Origin of the sequence: Flavobacterium sp. (assembly GCF_041392005.1) — a bacterium.
Lineage (GTDB): Bacteria > Bacteroidota > Bacteroidia > Flavobacteriales > Flavobacteriaceae > Flavobacterium.
In genome coordinates this window covers 1-16331 of the sequence record NZ_JAWKMX010000005.1, presented here as the reverse complement: position 1 = coordinate 16331, position 16331 = coordinate 1, and the positions used below count along the sequence as shown (strand labels likewise).

11 protein-coding genes and 2 tRNA genes are annotated in these 16331 nt (G+C 32.3%); 10 read left to right on the top strand and 3 right to left on the bottom strand.

What is annotated here, in order from left to right; translation table 11 throughout:
- Position 1: 1 nt before the first annotated feature.
- The 3 genes from nqrC to R2808_RS04300 are packed head-to-tail and all read right to left on the bottom strand — an operon-like array spanning position 2 to position 3300.
- A complete protein-coding gene (nqrC, locus tag R2808_RS04310) occupies positions 2 to 727 on the bottom strand; it encodes an NADH:ubiquinone reductase (Na(+)-transporting) subunit C (protein WP_371269729.1) in 726 nt (241 codons plus the stop codon).
- A gap of 2 nt (positions 728 to 729) precedes the next feature.
- A complete protein-coding gene (locus R2808_RS04305; RefSeq protein WP_371269728.1) occupies positions 730 to 1926 on the bottom strand; it encodes an NADH:ubiquinone reductase (Na(+)-transporting) subunit B in 1197 nt (398 codons plus the stop codon).
- A 27-nt stretch (positions 1927 to 1953) separates the two neighbouring features.
- A complete protein-coding gene (locus R2808_RS04300) occupies positions 1954 to 3300 on the bottom strand; it encodes a Na(+)-translocating NADH-quinone reductase subunit A (protein WP_371269727.1) in 1347 nt (448 codons plus the stop codon).
- Positions 3301 to 3486: 186 nt separating this feature from the next.
- Between R2808_RS04300 and R2808_RS04295 the strand changes: the two genes are divergently transcribed.
- The 10 genes from R2808_RS04295 to R2808_RS04250 all read left to right on the top strand — a co-directional run.
- Positions 3487 to 4737 carry a DUF5103 domain-containing protein gene (locus tag R2808_RS04295; protein WP_371269726.1) on the top strand — a complete coding sequence of 417 codons (1251 nt, stop codon included), beginning with the start codon at positions 3487 to 3489 and terminating at the stop codon, positions 4735 to 4737.
- Positions 4737 to 5828: a DUF3667 domain-containing protein gene (locus tag R2808_RS04290; protein WP_371269725.1), complete on the top strand. Its 1092-nt coding sequence runs from the start codon at positions 4737 to 4739 to the stop codon at positions 5826 to 5828. The genes R2808_RS04295 and R2808_RS04290 overlap by 1 nt, the downstream gene beginning before the upstream one ends.
- Positions 5825 to 6211, top strand: a complete 387-nt coding sequence (gene apaG / locus R2808_RS04285; protein ID WP_371269724.1) for a Co2+/Mg2+ efflux protein ApaG — start codon at positions 5825 to 5827, stop codon at positions 6209 to 6211. The genes R2808_RS04290 and apaG overlap by 4 nt, the downstream gene beginning before the upstream one ends.
- 95 nt (positions 6212 to 6306) lie before the next feature.
- Complete coding sequence (gene pruA / locus R2808_RS04280; RefSeq protein ID WP_371269723.1) at positions 6307 to 7932, top strand: L-glutamate gamma-semialdehyde dehydrogenase; 1626 nt, start codon at positions 6307 to 6309, stop codon at positions 7930 to 7932.
- A 163-nt stretch (positions 7933 to 8095) separates the two neighbouring features.
- Positions 8096 to 11764 (top strand): hypothetical protein, encoded by a 3669-nt coding sequence (locus R2808_RS04275; RefSeq protein WP_371269722.1) that lies wholly within the window; start codon positions 8096 to 8098, stop codon positions 11762 to 11764.
- Between the two features lie 240 nt (positions 11765 to 12004).
- Positions 12005 to 14569, top strand: a complete 2565-nt coding sequence (gene mutS, locus R2808_RS04270) for a DNA mismatch repair protein MutS (RefSeq protein ID WP_371269817.1) — start codon at positions 12005 to 12007, stop codon at positions 14567 to 14569.
- Between the two features lie 4 nt (positions 14570 to 14573).
- Positions 14574 to 15698 carry an acyltransferase family protein gene (locus R2808_RS04265; protein ID WP_371269721.1) on the top strand — a complete coding sequence of 375 codons (1125 nt, stop codon included), beginning with the start codon at positions 14574 to 14576 and terminating at the stop codon, positions 15696 to 15698.
- A gap of 131 nt (positions 15699 to 15829) precedes the next feature.
- Positions 15830 to 15902 (top strand) — tRNA-Gly (locus R2808_RS04260).
- A gap of 20 nt (positions 15903 to 15922) precedes the next feature.
- Positions 15923 to 16008: transfer RNA gene (locus R2808_RS04255), tRNA-Leu, on the top strand.
- A gap of 45 nt (positions 16009 to 16053) precedes the next feature.
- On the top strand, positions 16054 to 16331 hold a 278-nt coding region (locus R2808_RS04250; RefSeq protein ID WP_371269719.1), incomplete at its 3' end, for a DUF1508 domain-containing protein.

The following is a 16331-nucleotide window of genomic DNA, read 5'->3' as shown; positions in this document are numbered from 1 at the left end:
TTTATTTTTTTAATGTTTCAAAATAAGGCAAATACAAACCAATTCCTTTTTTAAGCATAGCTCCTACTCCGTTTCCAGTTATAGTTGCTCCTGAAATTGCATCAACCTGATTGTCTGTTTTGTCTTCGTTATTTGGATCGGCGTTTGATTTTGAAATTTCGACTGCCTTATAATTTCCAGCAGCATCATAAATCATTTCGCCTTTAAAATCGTCTTCAAAAAATGGTTCGGTAATATTAGCACCCAAACCTGGTGTTTCGCCTTTATGATCGAAATACACACCATTTATTGACTTTAAATCGTCGTTTAGCGCCACATAGCCCCAAATAGCATCCCATAAACCATTACCTCTTACAGGAATAATATAAATGGTTTTACCTTCTTTTTCGCCAATAAATAATGGTAAGCGTTGTACTTTACCTTCTTTTGCTGCTTGTTGTTCTTTTTTAATATCAATTAAGTAAGCTTCGTTATTTTCGGTAGCTGTTGTACCTTCAATTACAAGCTGTTTTTTGATGTATTGATTAAAAGTTTCTGTGGCATTTGTACGATTAGCTTCAACACCCATAGCGCTTAAAATATCTATTTGTGTTTTAACTTTATCGTTATTATCGCGCATTGGCTTTGTTGCATTTGCGAAAAATGCCAACAAAGAACCCACTACTACTACCATTACTATTGAAAAAATGATAGTATATCCGTTTGAATCTGTACGTTTTGCTGACATAATTAAGTAGTTTTAAGTTTTAAACGTTTCATTCTTCGTTTTATATTAGCTTGAACCACATAATGGTCGATAGTAGGTGCAAATACGTTCATCAATAAAATCGCCATCATTACACCTTCTGGATACGCTGGGTTGAAAACTCTAATTAAGATTGAAAACAATCCAATTAAAAAGCCATAAATCCATTTACCCGTATTGGTTTGAGAAGCAGAAACTGGGTCTGTTGCCATAAACACAATACCAAATGCAATACCTCCTACCAATAAATGTTGCCACCATTCGAATGCCATTAAACTATAAAATTTACTTCCTTCTACAATTACATTTGCATCTACTAAGAAATTAAAGAAAAATGCCATAAGTGCTGCGCCAATAACTGCTGATAGCATAATACGAGCACTACCTATACCTGTAATAATTAAGAACAAACCTGATAATAAAATTAATACTGTAGAAGTTTCTCCTACTGAACCTGGAATTAACCCCATGAACATATCCCAAGTGCTATGATCTACTACTTTATTTTGTGCCAATTGACCTAAAATAGTTTCGCCAGAAATAGCATCTACTCCGTTTGCTTTCATAACGCCATCTACTGCGCCGTGAACCCAAACTTTATCGCCCGACATCCAAGCTGCCCAGTTAAAGAATAAGAAAGCACGAATAGTAAGTGCCGGATTTAAGACATTCATTCCTGTTCCACCAAATAACTCTTTACCGATAATTACACCAAATGCAACGGCAACTGCTAGCATCCATAATGGAATATCGATAGGTACAATTAATGGTACAAGCATACCTGTTACTAAGTAACCTTCTTCTACTTCGTGTTTTTTAACTGTCGCAAATATAAACTCGATACCTAAACCAACACCGTAAGATACAATTAACAAAGGAAGAATCTTTTTTAATCCTACTAAAAAGTTATCTAGTGTAAAAAAATCGATAGCATCGAAACCATTAATTTGTCCGTTCATTTGGTAACCTGCATTAAACATACCGAATAATAATACAGGAATCATTGCCATAATAACTGTGTTCATCACACGTTTTAAATCGGCAGCATCTCTAACATGTGAACCAGCATGTGTGGTAATGTTAGACATATAAAGAAACGTATGCAGCGCATTAAAGCTTTGCTCCATTTTTGTTCCGCGATACTTTTCTTTTAAATTATGTAAATTTTGTTTTAAACTCATTTTTTGTGATTTTATTACTTTAGACTATTAACCAACTTCTTTAATCATTAAGTCTAATCCTTTTCTTACAATTTGTTGATGATCTTGTTTTGAAACATCTACAAACTCTGTTAAAGCAAAATCTTCAGGAGCAACTTCATAAATCCCTAATGCTTCCATTTGATCAATATCGTTAACTAAAATAGCTTTTAACAATTGCATAGGATAAATATCAAGCGGACAAACTTTCTCGTATTCGCCAGTTAATACAAAACCTCTGTGTTCTCCGTTGGTATTCGTATTTAAATCGTACTTTTTATTAGGTGTTAAAAACGAGAACATTCCTGCTCTGTACACACTAAACTTGTTTGGTCGTGGTAAATTCCAACCAAAGAAATCGTAATCGTCGCCTTCTGGAATTGCAGTAACTTGGTTATGATAAAAACCTAAAAAGTCGTCTTTCGATTTTTTATCGCCTGTTAAAACCGTTCCACTAATAATACGGTAATTTCCATCTTTTAAATTTCCTGCCACTACATCTTTCATTTGTGCGCCAGAAATTACATTTACATACGACGGGTTCTCAAAACCTGTACCTGTTAAAGCAACCGTTTTTTCAAAGTTTACTCTTCCTGTTAAAAATAGCTCTCCTATTGTGGCAACATCTTCAATATTTAAAACCCAAACTTTTTCGCCTTTGTTTATAGGATTAATTTTTGCAATTTGTGTAGAAACCAAACCCACTGGATGCTTACCAATTCCTTTATGAATTGCCACACCCGAAACATTAGGCATAAAACTAGCGTTTGGCGCAACTGTAACGTGAACTTTACCTGCCGTTAATTTTTTAAGTGCATCGAAACCTGCAATAAGAGCTTCTTTTTTATTAACTAACGTGTAATTTAAATCTACCGCTAACGGAGCCGAATGAAGCGCTGTTACAAAAATTGCTTTTGGCGAATCGGCTGGATTAGCCATAACATCGTAAGGACGCTGCTTAATAAATGGCCAAGTTCCAGAAGCTAACAATACTTCTTTTATTTGCTCTGTTGTTAAATCGTTTGGATTTTTTACGCTATGCTCTACTGCGTTATCTTGCGAGTTGGCTGCAATTCTCACTTCAAGAATTACCCTTTTTTCGCCTCGAACAATTTCTTGAATTGTTCCACTTACTGGCGAAACAAATTTAATTTCAGGATTTGCTTTCGAAGAAAAAATAATATCGCCCGCTTTTACCGTATCGCCTTCCTTAACTTGCATTTTAGGAATTACTCCATGAAAGTCGAAAGGCTTAATAGCATAGACTTTCGATCGAGCTACGGTAACAGTATTGTTTGCCGCGCTTCCTTTTAACTTAAGGTCTAAACCTTTTTTAATTCGAATGTCTTGTGACATATTGTTAAAGATATGGTTAGTACTAATTTTTTAAACGTGCAAATTTAACCATTTACATAATTCTTTTAAAAATATAGTGTTATATTTTATTTTATTTATATTCATTCTAAATTATTTGTTTTTTACGGCAAAGTTTTTGTTCTTCTTTTCATTTAGAATTCTTATTTTTACCTAAAATAATTGGTTATGAAATATTGCATTTATTCTTTTATAGTGTTTTTAACTTTTTTATCGGCTAATAGTCAAGTGGCTATAGAAAAAAATCCTCCGTATAATATAAAAACCGTTGCTTTTTTTCAAAAAGGGAATAGCGTTTATCCTTATTTTAGATTGGGAGAAAGTTTTGAACTACAATTTGATGATTTATTTGGAAATGAAGCCGATTATTATTATACCATTCAACATTATAATTACGATTGGACACCATCGGGCTTAGCTAAAGTAGAATTTTTAAAAGGAATAGATAACCAACGAATTATGACTTACAAAAATTCGTACAACACCCTACAGCAGTACTCGCATTATACGCTTTCGTTTCCTAATCGTTTTAATTCGATAACGAAAAGTGGAAACTATATTGTTACCATTTTAGACGATGATGGCGAAGTAGTTTTTACTCGTAAATTTATTGTATATGAAGACGCTATTAACGTTGGTCTTTCTATAAGAAGAGCTCGCGATTTTAATGTAATTAACGAGAAACAAAATATGGAAATTGTAATTAATTATGGCGATAATTTGCTACAAGATCCTAAAAACAATGTGAATATTTTACTAATACAAAATGGAAACTTAAAAACAGCTATTGGCAATATTAAACCACAATACACCATTGGTTCGGAACTAGTATATCGATACGATAGTGAAACACAATTTTGGGCAGGAAACGAATTTTACACACTAGACACTTCTAATATTCGTATTACAAACAATAGTGTAGCAGCTGTTACGGCTGGCGACATTTACAACTCGCTTTTATATACTAATTTGGCTCGAAAAAACAAAGTATATACTTACTTGCCAGATTTTAACGGTAATTTTTATGTAACCAATGTAGGTGCGGTAGAAGACAATGAAATTGAAGCCGATTATACTTGGGTCTATTTTTCATTATCGGCACCCGATTTTTTTTCTAACAATGCCATTTACGTAAACGGTATGTTTAACAACTACGCGTTAACAAACGAATACAAATTAGACTATAATAAAGAAAAAAATGTTTTTGAAAAAGCCGTTTTAATAAAACAAGGTTACACTAACTATCAATACACTATTGCAAACAACCAAAATGTTATCGATTTTAAAAATGCTATTGATGGAAATTTTTACCAAACAGAAAACAACTACGCTGTTTTAGTGTATTATCGCGGTAATGCCGAACGCTACGATAGAGTTATAGGACGAGCTACAAACAATAGTGAAAATATTCGAAATTAATGAGTAGAAAAGAAGTTCAATACAGAGGAGAAAAGTGCTTAAATTGCTTTACTCCTTTAGATATTAGTGAAAAATATTGCCACCATTGCGGACAATTAAACTCAACTAAAAAAATTACTTTAAAAGACTTTTTTGAAGAATTTTTATCTAATTTTTATGCCTACGATTCTAAAATACGGAATTCGATAGTTTATCTTTTTACAAAACCTGGTGTATTACCAAAACTTTATATAAAAGGACAGCGTACCACATTTGCCAATCCGTTTCGATTGTTTTTAAATGTTTCGATTATTTTGTTTTTAACAATGAGCATCTTAAGTGATTTTTATGACAATAATAACCCAAATAAAGAAAAACAATATGCCGGTGGAATAGTTAAAATAAATCCTTCGCACGAAACAAAAGAAGAAGAAACACTCGATAGTGTAACTGTAAATCAGCAATTTTTAGGCAATAAAAAAACCTTAAAACTAGCTCATATAAATAAAGATTCTATTTACAACGAAGCCTTTTTGAAAAAAAACAGCAGCAACATTGTTAGCTTAGCAACAAACAAAATACTTACTTTTAAAAATTTTAGAGAAAAATTTCCTGAAAAAGGAAAAAGCGAAACCTTTAAAGAGCTTCAATTTGAAAATTCAAATGTGAATATTTTTTTATACAACAAAGCTGAAAAGTTTAAAACAAAAGAAATTATGCAAGAAGCTGGCGGTTTAATCGTAGAAAAATTACCTTTTTTACTTTTTCTCACTATACCATTTATCGCTTTAATTTTTTGGATTACTTTTTACAGAAAAGAATACAATTATACCGATCATTTAATTTTTACTTATTCCTTCTACACCTTCTTATTTTTATTTGTATTGTTTACAGAACTAATTGCAATTTTTTCTATAAATCTTTCCAATTTTATTACATCTATTGGTTTCTTTCTTATATTACCTTATTATTTATATCGCGCTTTAAGAAATTTTTATAATTTTAGTCGTTGGAAAACCATTTTAAAATTTGTAATTTTACATCCACTATTTCTAATTATAATGATAATTTCATCTTTTATCATGTTTTCGTTAGGATTTGTATTGCTATGATAACACAAATAACAAAAGGTATTAAAATTTCGGTTTTAACTAGTTTTGAAGGCACTTACTTTAAAAACTACAAAATTCATTTTGCTTTTAGTTATCATATAACTATAGAAAATCAAAGTAAAGATTCGGTACAGTTAAAATCGCGTCATTGGGAAATTTTTGATGCTTTAAACGGAAAAGAAATTGTTGATGGCGAAGGTGTTGTTGGCAAAAAACCCGTTTTAAAACCAGGCGAAAAACATGCATATTCTTCGGGCTGTCTTTTAGCTTCGCCAATTGGGGCAATGAAAGGTCATTTTAACATGATTAATTTTACTTCTTCTAAAAGCTTTAAAGTTAATGTGCCTACTTTTCGATTAAGCGCTCCGTTTGCTCTTAATTAATGCTATTTATTTAATGTTACTTTAATTACTGAAAAAACTATATTTTTTTAGTAATTTTGTACTTATTTTTTACACAATTCTTAAAAAAACAAAATATGTCTAAAGGATTTTTTAATGTTCCAAAGGCTGTAAACGAACCAGTAAAATCGTATGCACCAGGAACACCCGAAAGAGAGCAAGTATTAGAGGCTTACAACAAAATGTGGAACCAACAAATTGATGTTCCTTTGTATATTGGCAATGAAGAAATAAAAACCGGCAATACCAAAACAATGTCGGCACCGCACGACCATCAACATATTGTAGGAAAATACCATTTAGCCGAAAAATCGCACGTAGAAAAAGCCATTGCTTCAGCTTTAGAAGTTCGCAAAAAATGGTCTAAAATGTCGTGGCAAAGTCGGGCTGCTATTTTCTTAAAAGCAGCCGAATTAATTGCTGGACCTTACCGAGCAAAAATTAATGCCGCAACTATGATTGCACAATCTAAAACAGTACATCAAGCCGAAATTGATGCTGCTTGTGAGTTAATTGACTTTTTGCGATTTAATGTAGAATTTATGACGCAAATTTACAAAGACCAACCTATTTCAGATTCGTCGGTTTGGAATCGTTTAGAGCAACGTCCATTAGAAGGTTTTGTATATGCTGTAACACCATTTAATTTTACAGCTATCGCAGCTAATTTGCCAGCAAGTGCCGCTATGATGGGCAACGTTGTGGTTTGGAAACCAAGCGATAGCCAAATATTTTCTGCAAAAGTAATTGTTGATGTTTTTAAAGAAGCAGGTGTGCCTGATGGCGTAATAAACGTAGTTTATGGCGACCCTATAATGATTACAGATACTATTTTAGCAAGCCCAGATTTCGCTGGAATTCACTTTACGGGTTCTACCCACGTTTTTAAAGATTTATGGGTAAAAATTGGAACTAATATTCACAACTACAAAACCTACCCAAGAATCGTTGGCGAAACAGGTGGAAAAGATTTTATTGTAGCACACCCATCAGCAAATGTAAAACAAGTAGTAGCAAACTCTATACGAGGAGCTTTCGAATTCCAAGGTCAAAAATGTTCTGCCGCATCAAGAGCCTACTACCCTAAAAGTTTATGGAATGCTATAAAAACAGAATTAGAAAAAGAAATAAGCACTATAAAAATGGGAGCTCCAGATGATTTATCTAACTTCTTTACGGCTGTAATTCACGAAGGTTCTTTTAACAAACTAGCATCTTATATAGACCAAGCAAAACAAGATGCAGATGCCGAAGTTATTATTGGTGGTGGCTACGACAAATCGAAAGGTTGGTTTATAGAGCCAACAGTAATTGTAACCACTAATCCTAAATACAAAACCATGGAAACAGAGCTTTTTGGACCTGTTTTAACGGTTTACATTTACGATGACGAAAAATGGAATGAAACACTAGAGCTAATAGACACCACTTCTGAATATGCACTAACAGGCGCTATTTTTAGTCAAGACCGTTATGCAATTGAAGAAGCTACAAAAGCTTTAGAAAACAGCGCCGGAAATTTCTATATTAACGACAAACCAACAGGTGCAGTTGTAGGTAATCAACCCTTTGGTGGTGCAAGAGCATCAGGAACTAATGATAAAGCAGGTTCTGCCTTAAACTTACTCCGTTGGGTTTCGCCAAGAACTATAAAAGAAACTTTTGTAACACCAGAAAACTATCGTTATCCTTTTTTAAAATAGTTTCTTACAAAATACTACAAACCAAAAAGAGTTGCTAAAAGCAACTCTTTTTGGTTTATATAGATATTTACTTTGTTTTCCATAATAAAGTGTAACTATCTCATTTTTAAAATATTTTTTTATATTTTTATAATCTAATTATCCTATTTTAATTGTACCCGATATGAAAAAAATTACATTACTAACTTTACTTTTTTTTGTTGTTATTTCTTGGTCTCAAAATAAAGATTCTAGAAATAATCAATTTGATTTACTAAAAGATAAAACACAAACTAAAATTTTATATAACAGAGTTGCTCCTATAGCTAAATTAACATCAAAAAAAGAAGATGCTTGCAACACTTTATATTACAAACAAGCCTTTTATGAAATTCAACGTTCCGATTTTTTAAATAGACTTCCTAGCTTAACTACTTTAGAAAAAGCAACCGAAGAAGGTTTTGCAAGCCGTATTATTCCTATATCTATTTTAGTTTCCGAGTTTGAAGCCTTAAAACCTAGTGTAAAAGCTCAAAATCAATTAATTTTAAACAACAACAATCAATACGAACCTGTTTCAAACGCTATTGATTTATTTGATACTTACAAAGTAGGATTAGCTTCTCCCTTAATTAAACAACTTAAAGGTACTTCAATTCAATTTCAACTCAAAAGCGATTTAATTTTTAACACTACAAATAAAACAATTTCTAAAATAGAAGTAAATTTTAACAATCTAGGTTTTAAAACCATTAATGAAAACGAAATAATAACCATTAATTTTGAAACAACGGGTATAAAAGAAGGTGTTTTTAAAATAACATTAAATAATGGCGAAGTTTTTACAAATACCGTATCGTTTAAACTTATTGCGCAAGCACAACCGCTAGATTATTCCAAAAACATTTCGCAAGGATTAACAAGTGAAATTACACCTGTAACAACTATTACTTCTTCTTTAACCTATCAAGGATACGACGAATCTGCAGCTCATGCAGGACAAGGAGAATTCCAAATTTATTACGATAACGAAGCAGGATTATTAGACAAAATAGTTATTGTTTGCGATGGTTTTGATCCTGGCGATGGTAGAGACACAAGTGCTATCTACAATTTATTAAACTATGGAAGTCCTACTCAAAACTTAGGCAATACCGTTCGCGATTTAGGTTACGATGTAGTCGTTTTAAATTTTCCACAATACACACGCCCAGATGGCGTAACAAATATTGATGGCGGTGTCGATTATATCCAAAGAAATGCACGAGTTTTAATTGAACTCATTAATTATTTAAATGCAAATAAAGTAGGAAACCAAGAATTAGTTGTTATAGGCCCTAGTATGGGTGGTTTAATTTCGCGCTATGCACTTCGCTATATGGAAATGAACGGAATGAATCATCATACAAGACTTTGGTTGTCTTTTGATTCTCCACATTTAGGGGCCAATGTTCCTATAGGAATGCAACATATGTTTAATTATATTGCCTACGACAGTGATATTGCCGATTTAACAGTGCGAGCCATAGTAGATGCTATGCTTAAAAGTCCGGCAGCTAGACAAATGCTTATCGATCATTTCGAAGGCCATTTAGTTAGTGGTAGCACAACCGAATTTAATCAAAACTCAACAGCGCTTTTACCAACGGGACACCCAACATATCGCAACGTTTTCCAAACCGAATTAAACACAATGGGGTTCCCTCAAAAGTGTAGAAAAATTGCTATTTCTAATGGCGCCTCTAATGGCGCAATGACAGGAACACCTGGAATGACCGTTTTAAACGGCTTAGATGTACCCGATAGCGAAGGTTTTTCTAGAGCTTTACTCGATCTTAAATTTACACCTAATGCCAATGGAAACATACAAGTTAGCCGTGTAAGAAAACAAATATGGACGCTTTTTTGGGTTACTATTGGTACAGGTGCAACCAATGCTAGGTCTTTTAGCTATACTGCTGGTTTAGATTCGGCTCCTGGAGGTCAATTCGATATGGAAGGTTTGGCAGCCGATGCTGGCTCTAACCCTACACTTACGAACTTTTTAAATGCGCTTCAAATTAAAAAATTTGATTTTATTCCTGCAAAAAGCTCATTAGCTATTTCCTCTGGAAATAATTGGTATGCAAACATTGTAAATACAGATGTTACCAATTTTGATGCCTATTATGCGCCTACGCAAAATGAATTTCATGTTACTTTAACTCCTAATAACGTAGCTTTTGCAATTGATGAAATTGTAAACAATATACAACTAAAATGTCCTAACATAACTACTTGGGATGGATCAAACTGGAGCAACGGAGCTCCTAACAAAGAAACACAAGTAGTTTTTAACGACGATTATACTTCTAATAGCAATCTAGAAGCTTGTTCGGTAACTGTTAACGGAAATGCTGTTGTTACTTTTTTATCTGGCGATAATTTAATAGTTCGTGGAAAAATTGATGTAGCTGCTACAGCGCAACTAAAAATAAATGATAATGCAAATATTTATCAAATCGAAGAAATTGCTAATACTGGCAATATTCTATTAGATAAAACCGTTACAATTAAACGATTAAATTATGTGTTTTGGTCATCACCTGTTGCCAATCAAAATTTAAAAAACTTTTCTCCTGAAACATTAAATCAACGTTTTTATGAATTTAATCCTGCAGGAGGAACAACTGAAACAGCTTATATAAATATAGACCCTTTAACCCATAATTTTTTGCCTGCAAAAGGTTATACTATTCGAGCAGAGAACAACTGGACTACAACTCCTACTGACTGGACAGGTAGTTTTAACGGAACACCTTTTAACGGAAGAATTAACCAAACTGTAGAAAATTATGGCGCTACACTTGGTTACAATTTAGTAGGAAATCCATACCCATCGCCTATTAACATTGAAGAATTTATTGAAGGAAACCAAGCTACAAGCAACGGAACACTTCATTTTTGGACCAATACAAACGATCCTGTAGGCGGTATTTACATACAAAACAACTGGGCAACCCGCAATTTAACAGGCGGAACAGCTGCTTATGGCGGTTCTATTATTCCCGATTTATATATTGAATCTGGGCAAGGTTTTCTTATTGACACTCCAGTAAACGGAACACTTTATTTTACTAACAGTATGCGAAACGCCACAAGTAATAATCAATTTATGGCTAAAACAATAAGCGCTACTACTGAGAACAATAAATTTTGGTTGAATTTTTCAGCAGATGAAACTCCTCAAAATCAAATTCTTATTGGTTATGTAGAAAATGCAACAAACGGTTTCGATAACGGATACGACGGAAAACTATATAACAATAGTAACGCTAGCTTATATTCTGTAGTAGAAGATAATAAACTTGTAATTCAAGGAAAAGCGGCCCCATTTAACACAGATGACATTGTGCCTCTTGGCTACAAAACAAACGTTGACGGCACTTTCACTATTTCGCTAGACGCCACCGAAGGTATATTTGTAAACAACCAAAACATTTATTTAAAAGATAACTTTACAGGTAGCATAATTAACCTTTCTGAAAATAGCTATTCTTTTTATTCTAATGCAATTGAAGAAAATGCTCGGTTTGAAATAATCTATAACGCTGCATTAAACAATACCTTTTTTAACACAAACGCCAATACAATGTTTGCATTTGTTAACAACAATAATTTAGTCTTTAACAGCACTATAGCTAAATTACAAAAAGTTGAAGTTTACGATATGCAGGGGAGGCTATTGTGGCGTAAATTAGGAATTGATGCAAACCGCATCGAAACGCAAACAATACTTAAAACAAATTCAGTACTGTTAATTCAAATGACCGATGAAGATAACAATACTATAAAATCGAAAGTAATTTTTTAAAACATTAATAGCCTAAACCAAGATTTAGGCTATTTTATTTTACTACAAACCCATTAACGCTTAGTCAAATATTAGCTAAATTATTTTGCTTTATGGTTTCTATTTTTACAACTAAATTATAAAATGGAATTTATTGGTTATTGGTTTTGACAGTTAATTTAGTACCTTCGCAACAAGACAACTAAAACAATAATTGTGGCAAAAAAACAGGAAACCAAAGCAAAAAAAGAAACGCCTTTAATGAAACAATACAATAGCATTAAGGCAAAATATCCTGATGCTTGCTTACTGTTTCGCGTAGGCGATTTTTACGAAACTTTTGGCGACGACGCTGTTCGGTCGGCAGCTATTTTAGGCATTACCCTAACCAAAAGAGGAAGTGGTAGCGAAAGCGAAACAGCATTAGCTGGTTTTCCACATCATTCTTTAAACACTTATTTACCAAAATTAGTAAAAGCAGGACTTCGAGTAGCCATTTGCGACCAATTAGAAGATCCAAAAATGGCTAAAACAATTGTAAAACGAGGTGTTACCGAATTAATAACACCTGGAGTTGCCATGAACGATGAAGTTTTACAAGCTAAATCGAACAATTTTTTAGCCGCTGTTTTTTTTGGAAAAATTACTTTAGGCGTTTCGTTTTTAGATGTTTCAACTGGCGAGTTTTTAACCGCGCAAGGCAACGAAGATTATATTGATAAATTATTGCAAAATTTTAATCCAAGTGAAATTTTAATTCCAAAACAATACAAAACAAAATTTAGAGAAATTTTTGGCGAAGATTATCATACATTTTATCTAGAAGATTGGATTTATAAAGAAGATTACGCTATAGAAAGTTTAACCAAGCATTTTCAAACTAATTCTTTAAAAGGTTTTGGAATAGACGATTTAACTGATGGAATTATAGCTTCGGGTGCTATATTATATTATCTTTCGGAAACTCAACATAGTAAAATTCAGCACATAACCAACATTCAACGAATAGCCGAAAATGCCTACGTTTGGATGGATCGTTTTACCATTCGTAATTTAGAACTTCTTCATTCTACAAATGTAAATGCGGTTACACTTTTAGATGTCATTGACAAAACCCTTTCGCCAATGGGCGCTAGGCTACTTAAACGCTGGTTAGCATTGCCCTTAAAAGATGAAAACAACATAAGAAATAGGCACGAAGTGGTTCGTTTTTTAAAAGAAAACGATAACTTTTTAACACATTTTCAGTTCCAAATAAAACAAATTTCCGACTTAGAACGTCTTATTTCTAAAGTTGCTGCTGGAAAAATATCGCCTCGCGAAATGGTTTACTTAAAAGAATCGTTAAACGCTATTATTCCAATAAAAAACAAAGCATTACAAAGCAATAATGAAGCCTTAAAAACTATAGGCGATAATTTACATGCTTGCGAGTTATTACGCGAAAAAATTGAAACTACACTATTTTCAGATGCACCCGTAAATATAAATAAAGGAAATGCTATTGCAAATGGTATAAACCAAGAGCTTGACGAATTGCGCAATATTTCACAAAACGGAAAAGCCTATTTAGAAGAATTAGAACAGCGCGAGAGTGAACAAACAGGAATTCCTTCGTTAAAAATAGCGTTTAATAATGTTTTTGGTTATTATATAGAAGTGCGAAACACGCATAAAGATAAAGTGCCTAGCCAATGGATACGCAAACAAACATTAGTTAATGCCGAACGCTACATAACCGAAGAATTAAAAGAATATGAAACCAAAATTTTAGGTGCCGAAGAAAAAATTCAATTACTCGAAACTAAAATTTTTGAACAACTAGTAAATTGGACTGCAACTTACATAAAACCCGTACAACACAATGCTAATTTAATAGCACAGTTAGATTGTTTACAATCGTTTACCCAATTAGCAATTGAAAATAATTATGTACAACCCGAAATTAATTCGACCTTAGAGCTTATTATACAAAACGGAAGACATCCTGTTATTGAAAAGCAACTTCCTATTGGCGTTCCTTATATTGCAAACGATTTGTTTTTAGACACAGAAAAACAACAAATTATAATGATTACTGGGCCTAACATGTCGGGTAAGTCAGCTATTTTACGGCAAACCGCTTTAATAGTATTATTAGCACAAATGGGAAGTTTTGTTCCTGCGGAAAGCGCACAAATAGGAATTGTAGATAAAATTTTTACCCGAGTTGGCGCAAGCGATAATATTTCGATGGGCGAATCTACTTTTATGGTCGAAATGAACGAAACTGCTTCTATTTTAAATAACATTTCTGAAAGAAGTTTGGTACTTCTTGATGAAATTGGCAGAGGAACATCAACATACGACGGTATTTCGATAGCTTGGGCAATTTCAGAATATTTACATGAACATCCTTATAAACCAAAAACTCTTTTTGCAACGCACTATCATGAATTAAATGAAATGGAAGCTACTTTTGAACGCATTCAAAATTATAATGTAGCTGTAAAAGAATTAAAAGATACCGTTTTGTTTATACGAAAGTTAATAAAAGGAGGTAGCGCACATAGTTTTGGTATTCATGTAGCAAAAATGGCTGGAATGCCGCAAACTGTAATTCAAAAAGCACAAAAAATGCTTAAAAGGCTAGAAAAAAACCATTCTAATACTGAGCGGAGTGCGCTACCAAAAGAAGAAGAACTGCAATTGAGCTTTTTTAATTTAGATGATCCGCTTTTAGAAGAAATAAAAGAAGAAATAATTACTATCGACATTAACACACTAACCCCTGTAGAGGCTTTAATGAAACTAAATGAAATAAAACGAATGTTGACTAAAAAATAAATTAATGAATAAAGTTTACTTGTCTAATTTAAACTCATTAAGAGCAATTGCTGCTTGTATGGTAATTATTTCTCATTTATTAAATAATAAAACTAAACTAGGTCAACATTTAGGACACTTTGGAGGACTTGGAGTTACTATTTTCTTCACGCTAAGTGGCTTTTTAATTACATATTTATTATTAGCAGAACAAGAAAAATTTAAAACTATAAAAGTTAAAGATTTTTATATTAGAAGAGCATTAAGAATATGGCCTCTATATTTTTTGGTGCTATTATTTACCTATATTCTTATCCCTTTTATTATTCCTAGCTACTATCAAAAAGAGATAAATCGTTTTAATTTTAATAGCGTATTATTAAATATTTTCTTTTTAACCAATGTAACACTAATATTAAAAATGACACCACTAATAATTAGGGTAATTTGGTCTATTGGAATTGAAGAACAATTTTATATTTTTTGGCCATGGGTTATTAAATTGAAGCAAAAATGGCGAAATAAAATTATATTTTTAATAATTTTAGCCATACCAGCTTTAAAATTTTTATTTATGGCTTTAAACAAATTTACAAGTATAGAACTGTATCAAACAATATCCAGTATTTTAAGTGTTACAAGATTTGATGCTATGGCTGTAGGCGGGTTATTTGGAATTTTAGGTTATTCCAAAGAATTAAAAGTTTTAAAATTCACTTTTAAACTAGAAAATTTTTTCGGAAAAAATATGCAACTATTGGTCTTTGGTTTAGCTTTTTTTTCAATAATTATTACAAGCTATTCTTCGGATTTTTTTAACATAGTAAACTTCTTAATTAATCCTTGGCTTTTTGGATTTTGCATTTTGAATTTGTCCATTAACAAAGCTCCTCTCTTTAATATTGAGAATAAAACGATGAACTATTTAGGTAAAATTTCCTTTGGTCTTTATTTAATTCATCAAATTGTAATCTACTTTTTACTATATTATTTGGTTCCTTATTTAAAAGAATTTAATCCGATAATAAAAGATATAACAATGTTTATAGCTACTTTTTCTCTAACAATTTTAATAGCTCATCTTTCTTATACCACATACGAAAAAAGATTTATTAATTTAAAAAGTAAATTTTCGTATATTAAAACATAAATAAATTATTAATTATCAAAACATTATAAAAAAGTTTATATTTTTATTTAAAAAGTTCTTGTAAGAATAAAAATATGTTTTATATTTGCACTCGCAATGAACAACTAAGCATTGCGAAGTTCTTAACAAATGCGAAAATAGCTCAGTTGGTAGAGCGCAACCTTGCCAAGGTTGAGGTCGCGGGTTCGAACCCCGTTTTTCGCTCAACACTACCAAAATATAATGCTCGAGTGGTGGAATTGGTAGACACGCTGGACTTAAAATCCAGTGGGCAGCAATGTCCGTGCGGGTTCAAGTCCCGCCTTGAGTACTAAAGCTCCAAGTTTTCTTGGGGCTTTTTTTATTTCTAAATTTTATGGCAACTTTTGTTATTAGTAAACGTTTTAGCGGTTTGTATAAATACGAATTAGTTTCGCGAAAAGGGAAAACTATTTTTACAAGTAATTCTTTTGAACTACGCTTTGAATGTGAGGAAGAAATTGAATATATTAAAAGACATCTACCCGATTTGATTTTCATGAAATTTAAATCGGGAAACGGTAAATTTTATTTCAAAATTATTTTAAACCAAAAAGAATTAGCCATAAGTAGGAAATATTCTACAAAGTTGCTATTACAAAAAGGAATTGATGA

Excerpts from the sequence above, each read along its gene's own strand:
- nqrC (WP_371269729.1), bottom strand. The coding sequence starts at position 727 with ATGTCAGCAAAACGTACAGATTCAAACGGATATACTATCATTTTTTCA.
- mutS (WP_371269817.1), top strand. The coding sequence starts at position 12,005 with ATGAAACAATACAATAGCATTAAGGCAAAATATCCTGATGCTTGCTTA.
- R2808_RS04305 (WP_371269728.1), bottom strand. The coding sequence starts at position 1,926 with ATGAGTTTAAAACAAAATTTACATAATTTAAAAGAAAAGTATCGCGGA.
- pruA (WP_371269723.1), top strand. The coding sequence starts at position 6,307 with ATGTCTAAAGGATTTTTTAATGTTCCAAAGGCTGTAAACGAACCAGTA.
- R2808_RS04275 (WP_371269722.1), top strand. The coding sequence starts at position 8,096 with ATGAAAAAAATTACATTACTAACTTTACTTTTTTTTGTTGTTATTTCT.
- apaG (WP_371269724.1), top strand. The coding sequence starts at position 5,825 with ATGATAACACAAATAACAAAAGGTATTAAAATTTCGGTTTTAACTAGT.
- R2808_RS04265 (WP_371269721.1), top strand. The coding sequence starts at position 14,574 with ATGAATAAAGTTTACTTGTCTAATTTAAACTCATTAAGAGCAATTGCT.
- R2808_RS04295 (WP_371269726.1), top strand. The coding sequence starts at position 3,487 with ATGAAATATTGCATTTATTCTTTTATAGTGTTTTTAACTTTTTTATCG.
- R2808_RS04300 (WP_371269727.1), bottom strand. The coding sequence starts at position 3,300 with ATGTCACAAGACATTCGAATTAAAAAAGGTTTAGACCTTAAGTTAAAA.
- R2808_RS04290 (WP_371269725.1), top strand. The coding sequence starts at position 4,737 with ATGAGTAGAAAAGAAGTTCAATACAGAGGAGAAAAGTGCTTAAATTGC.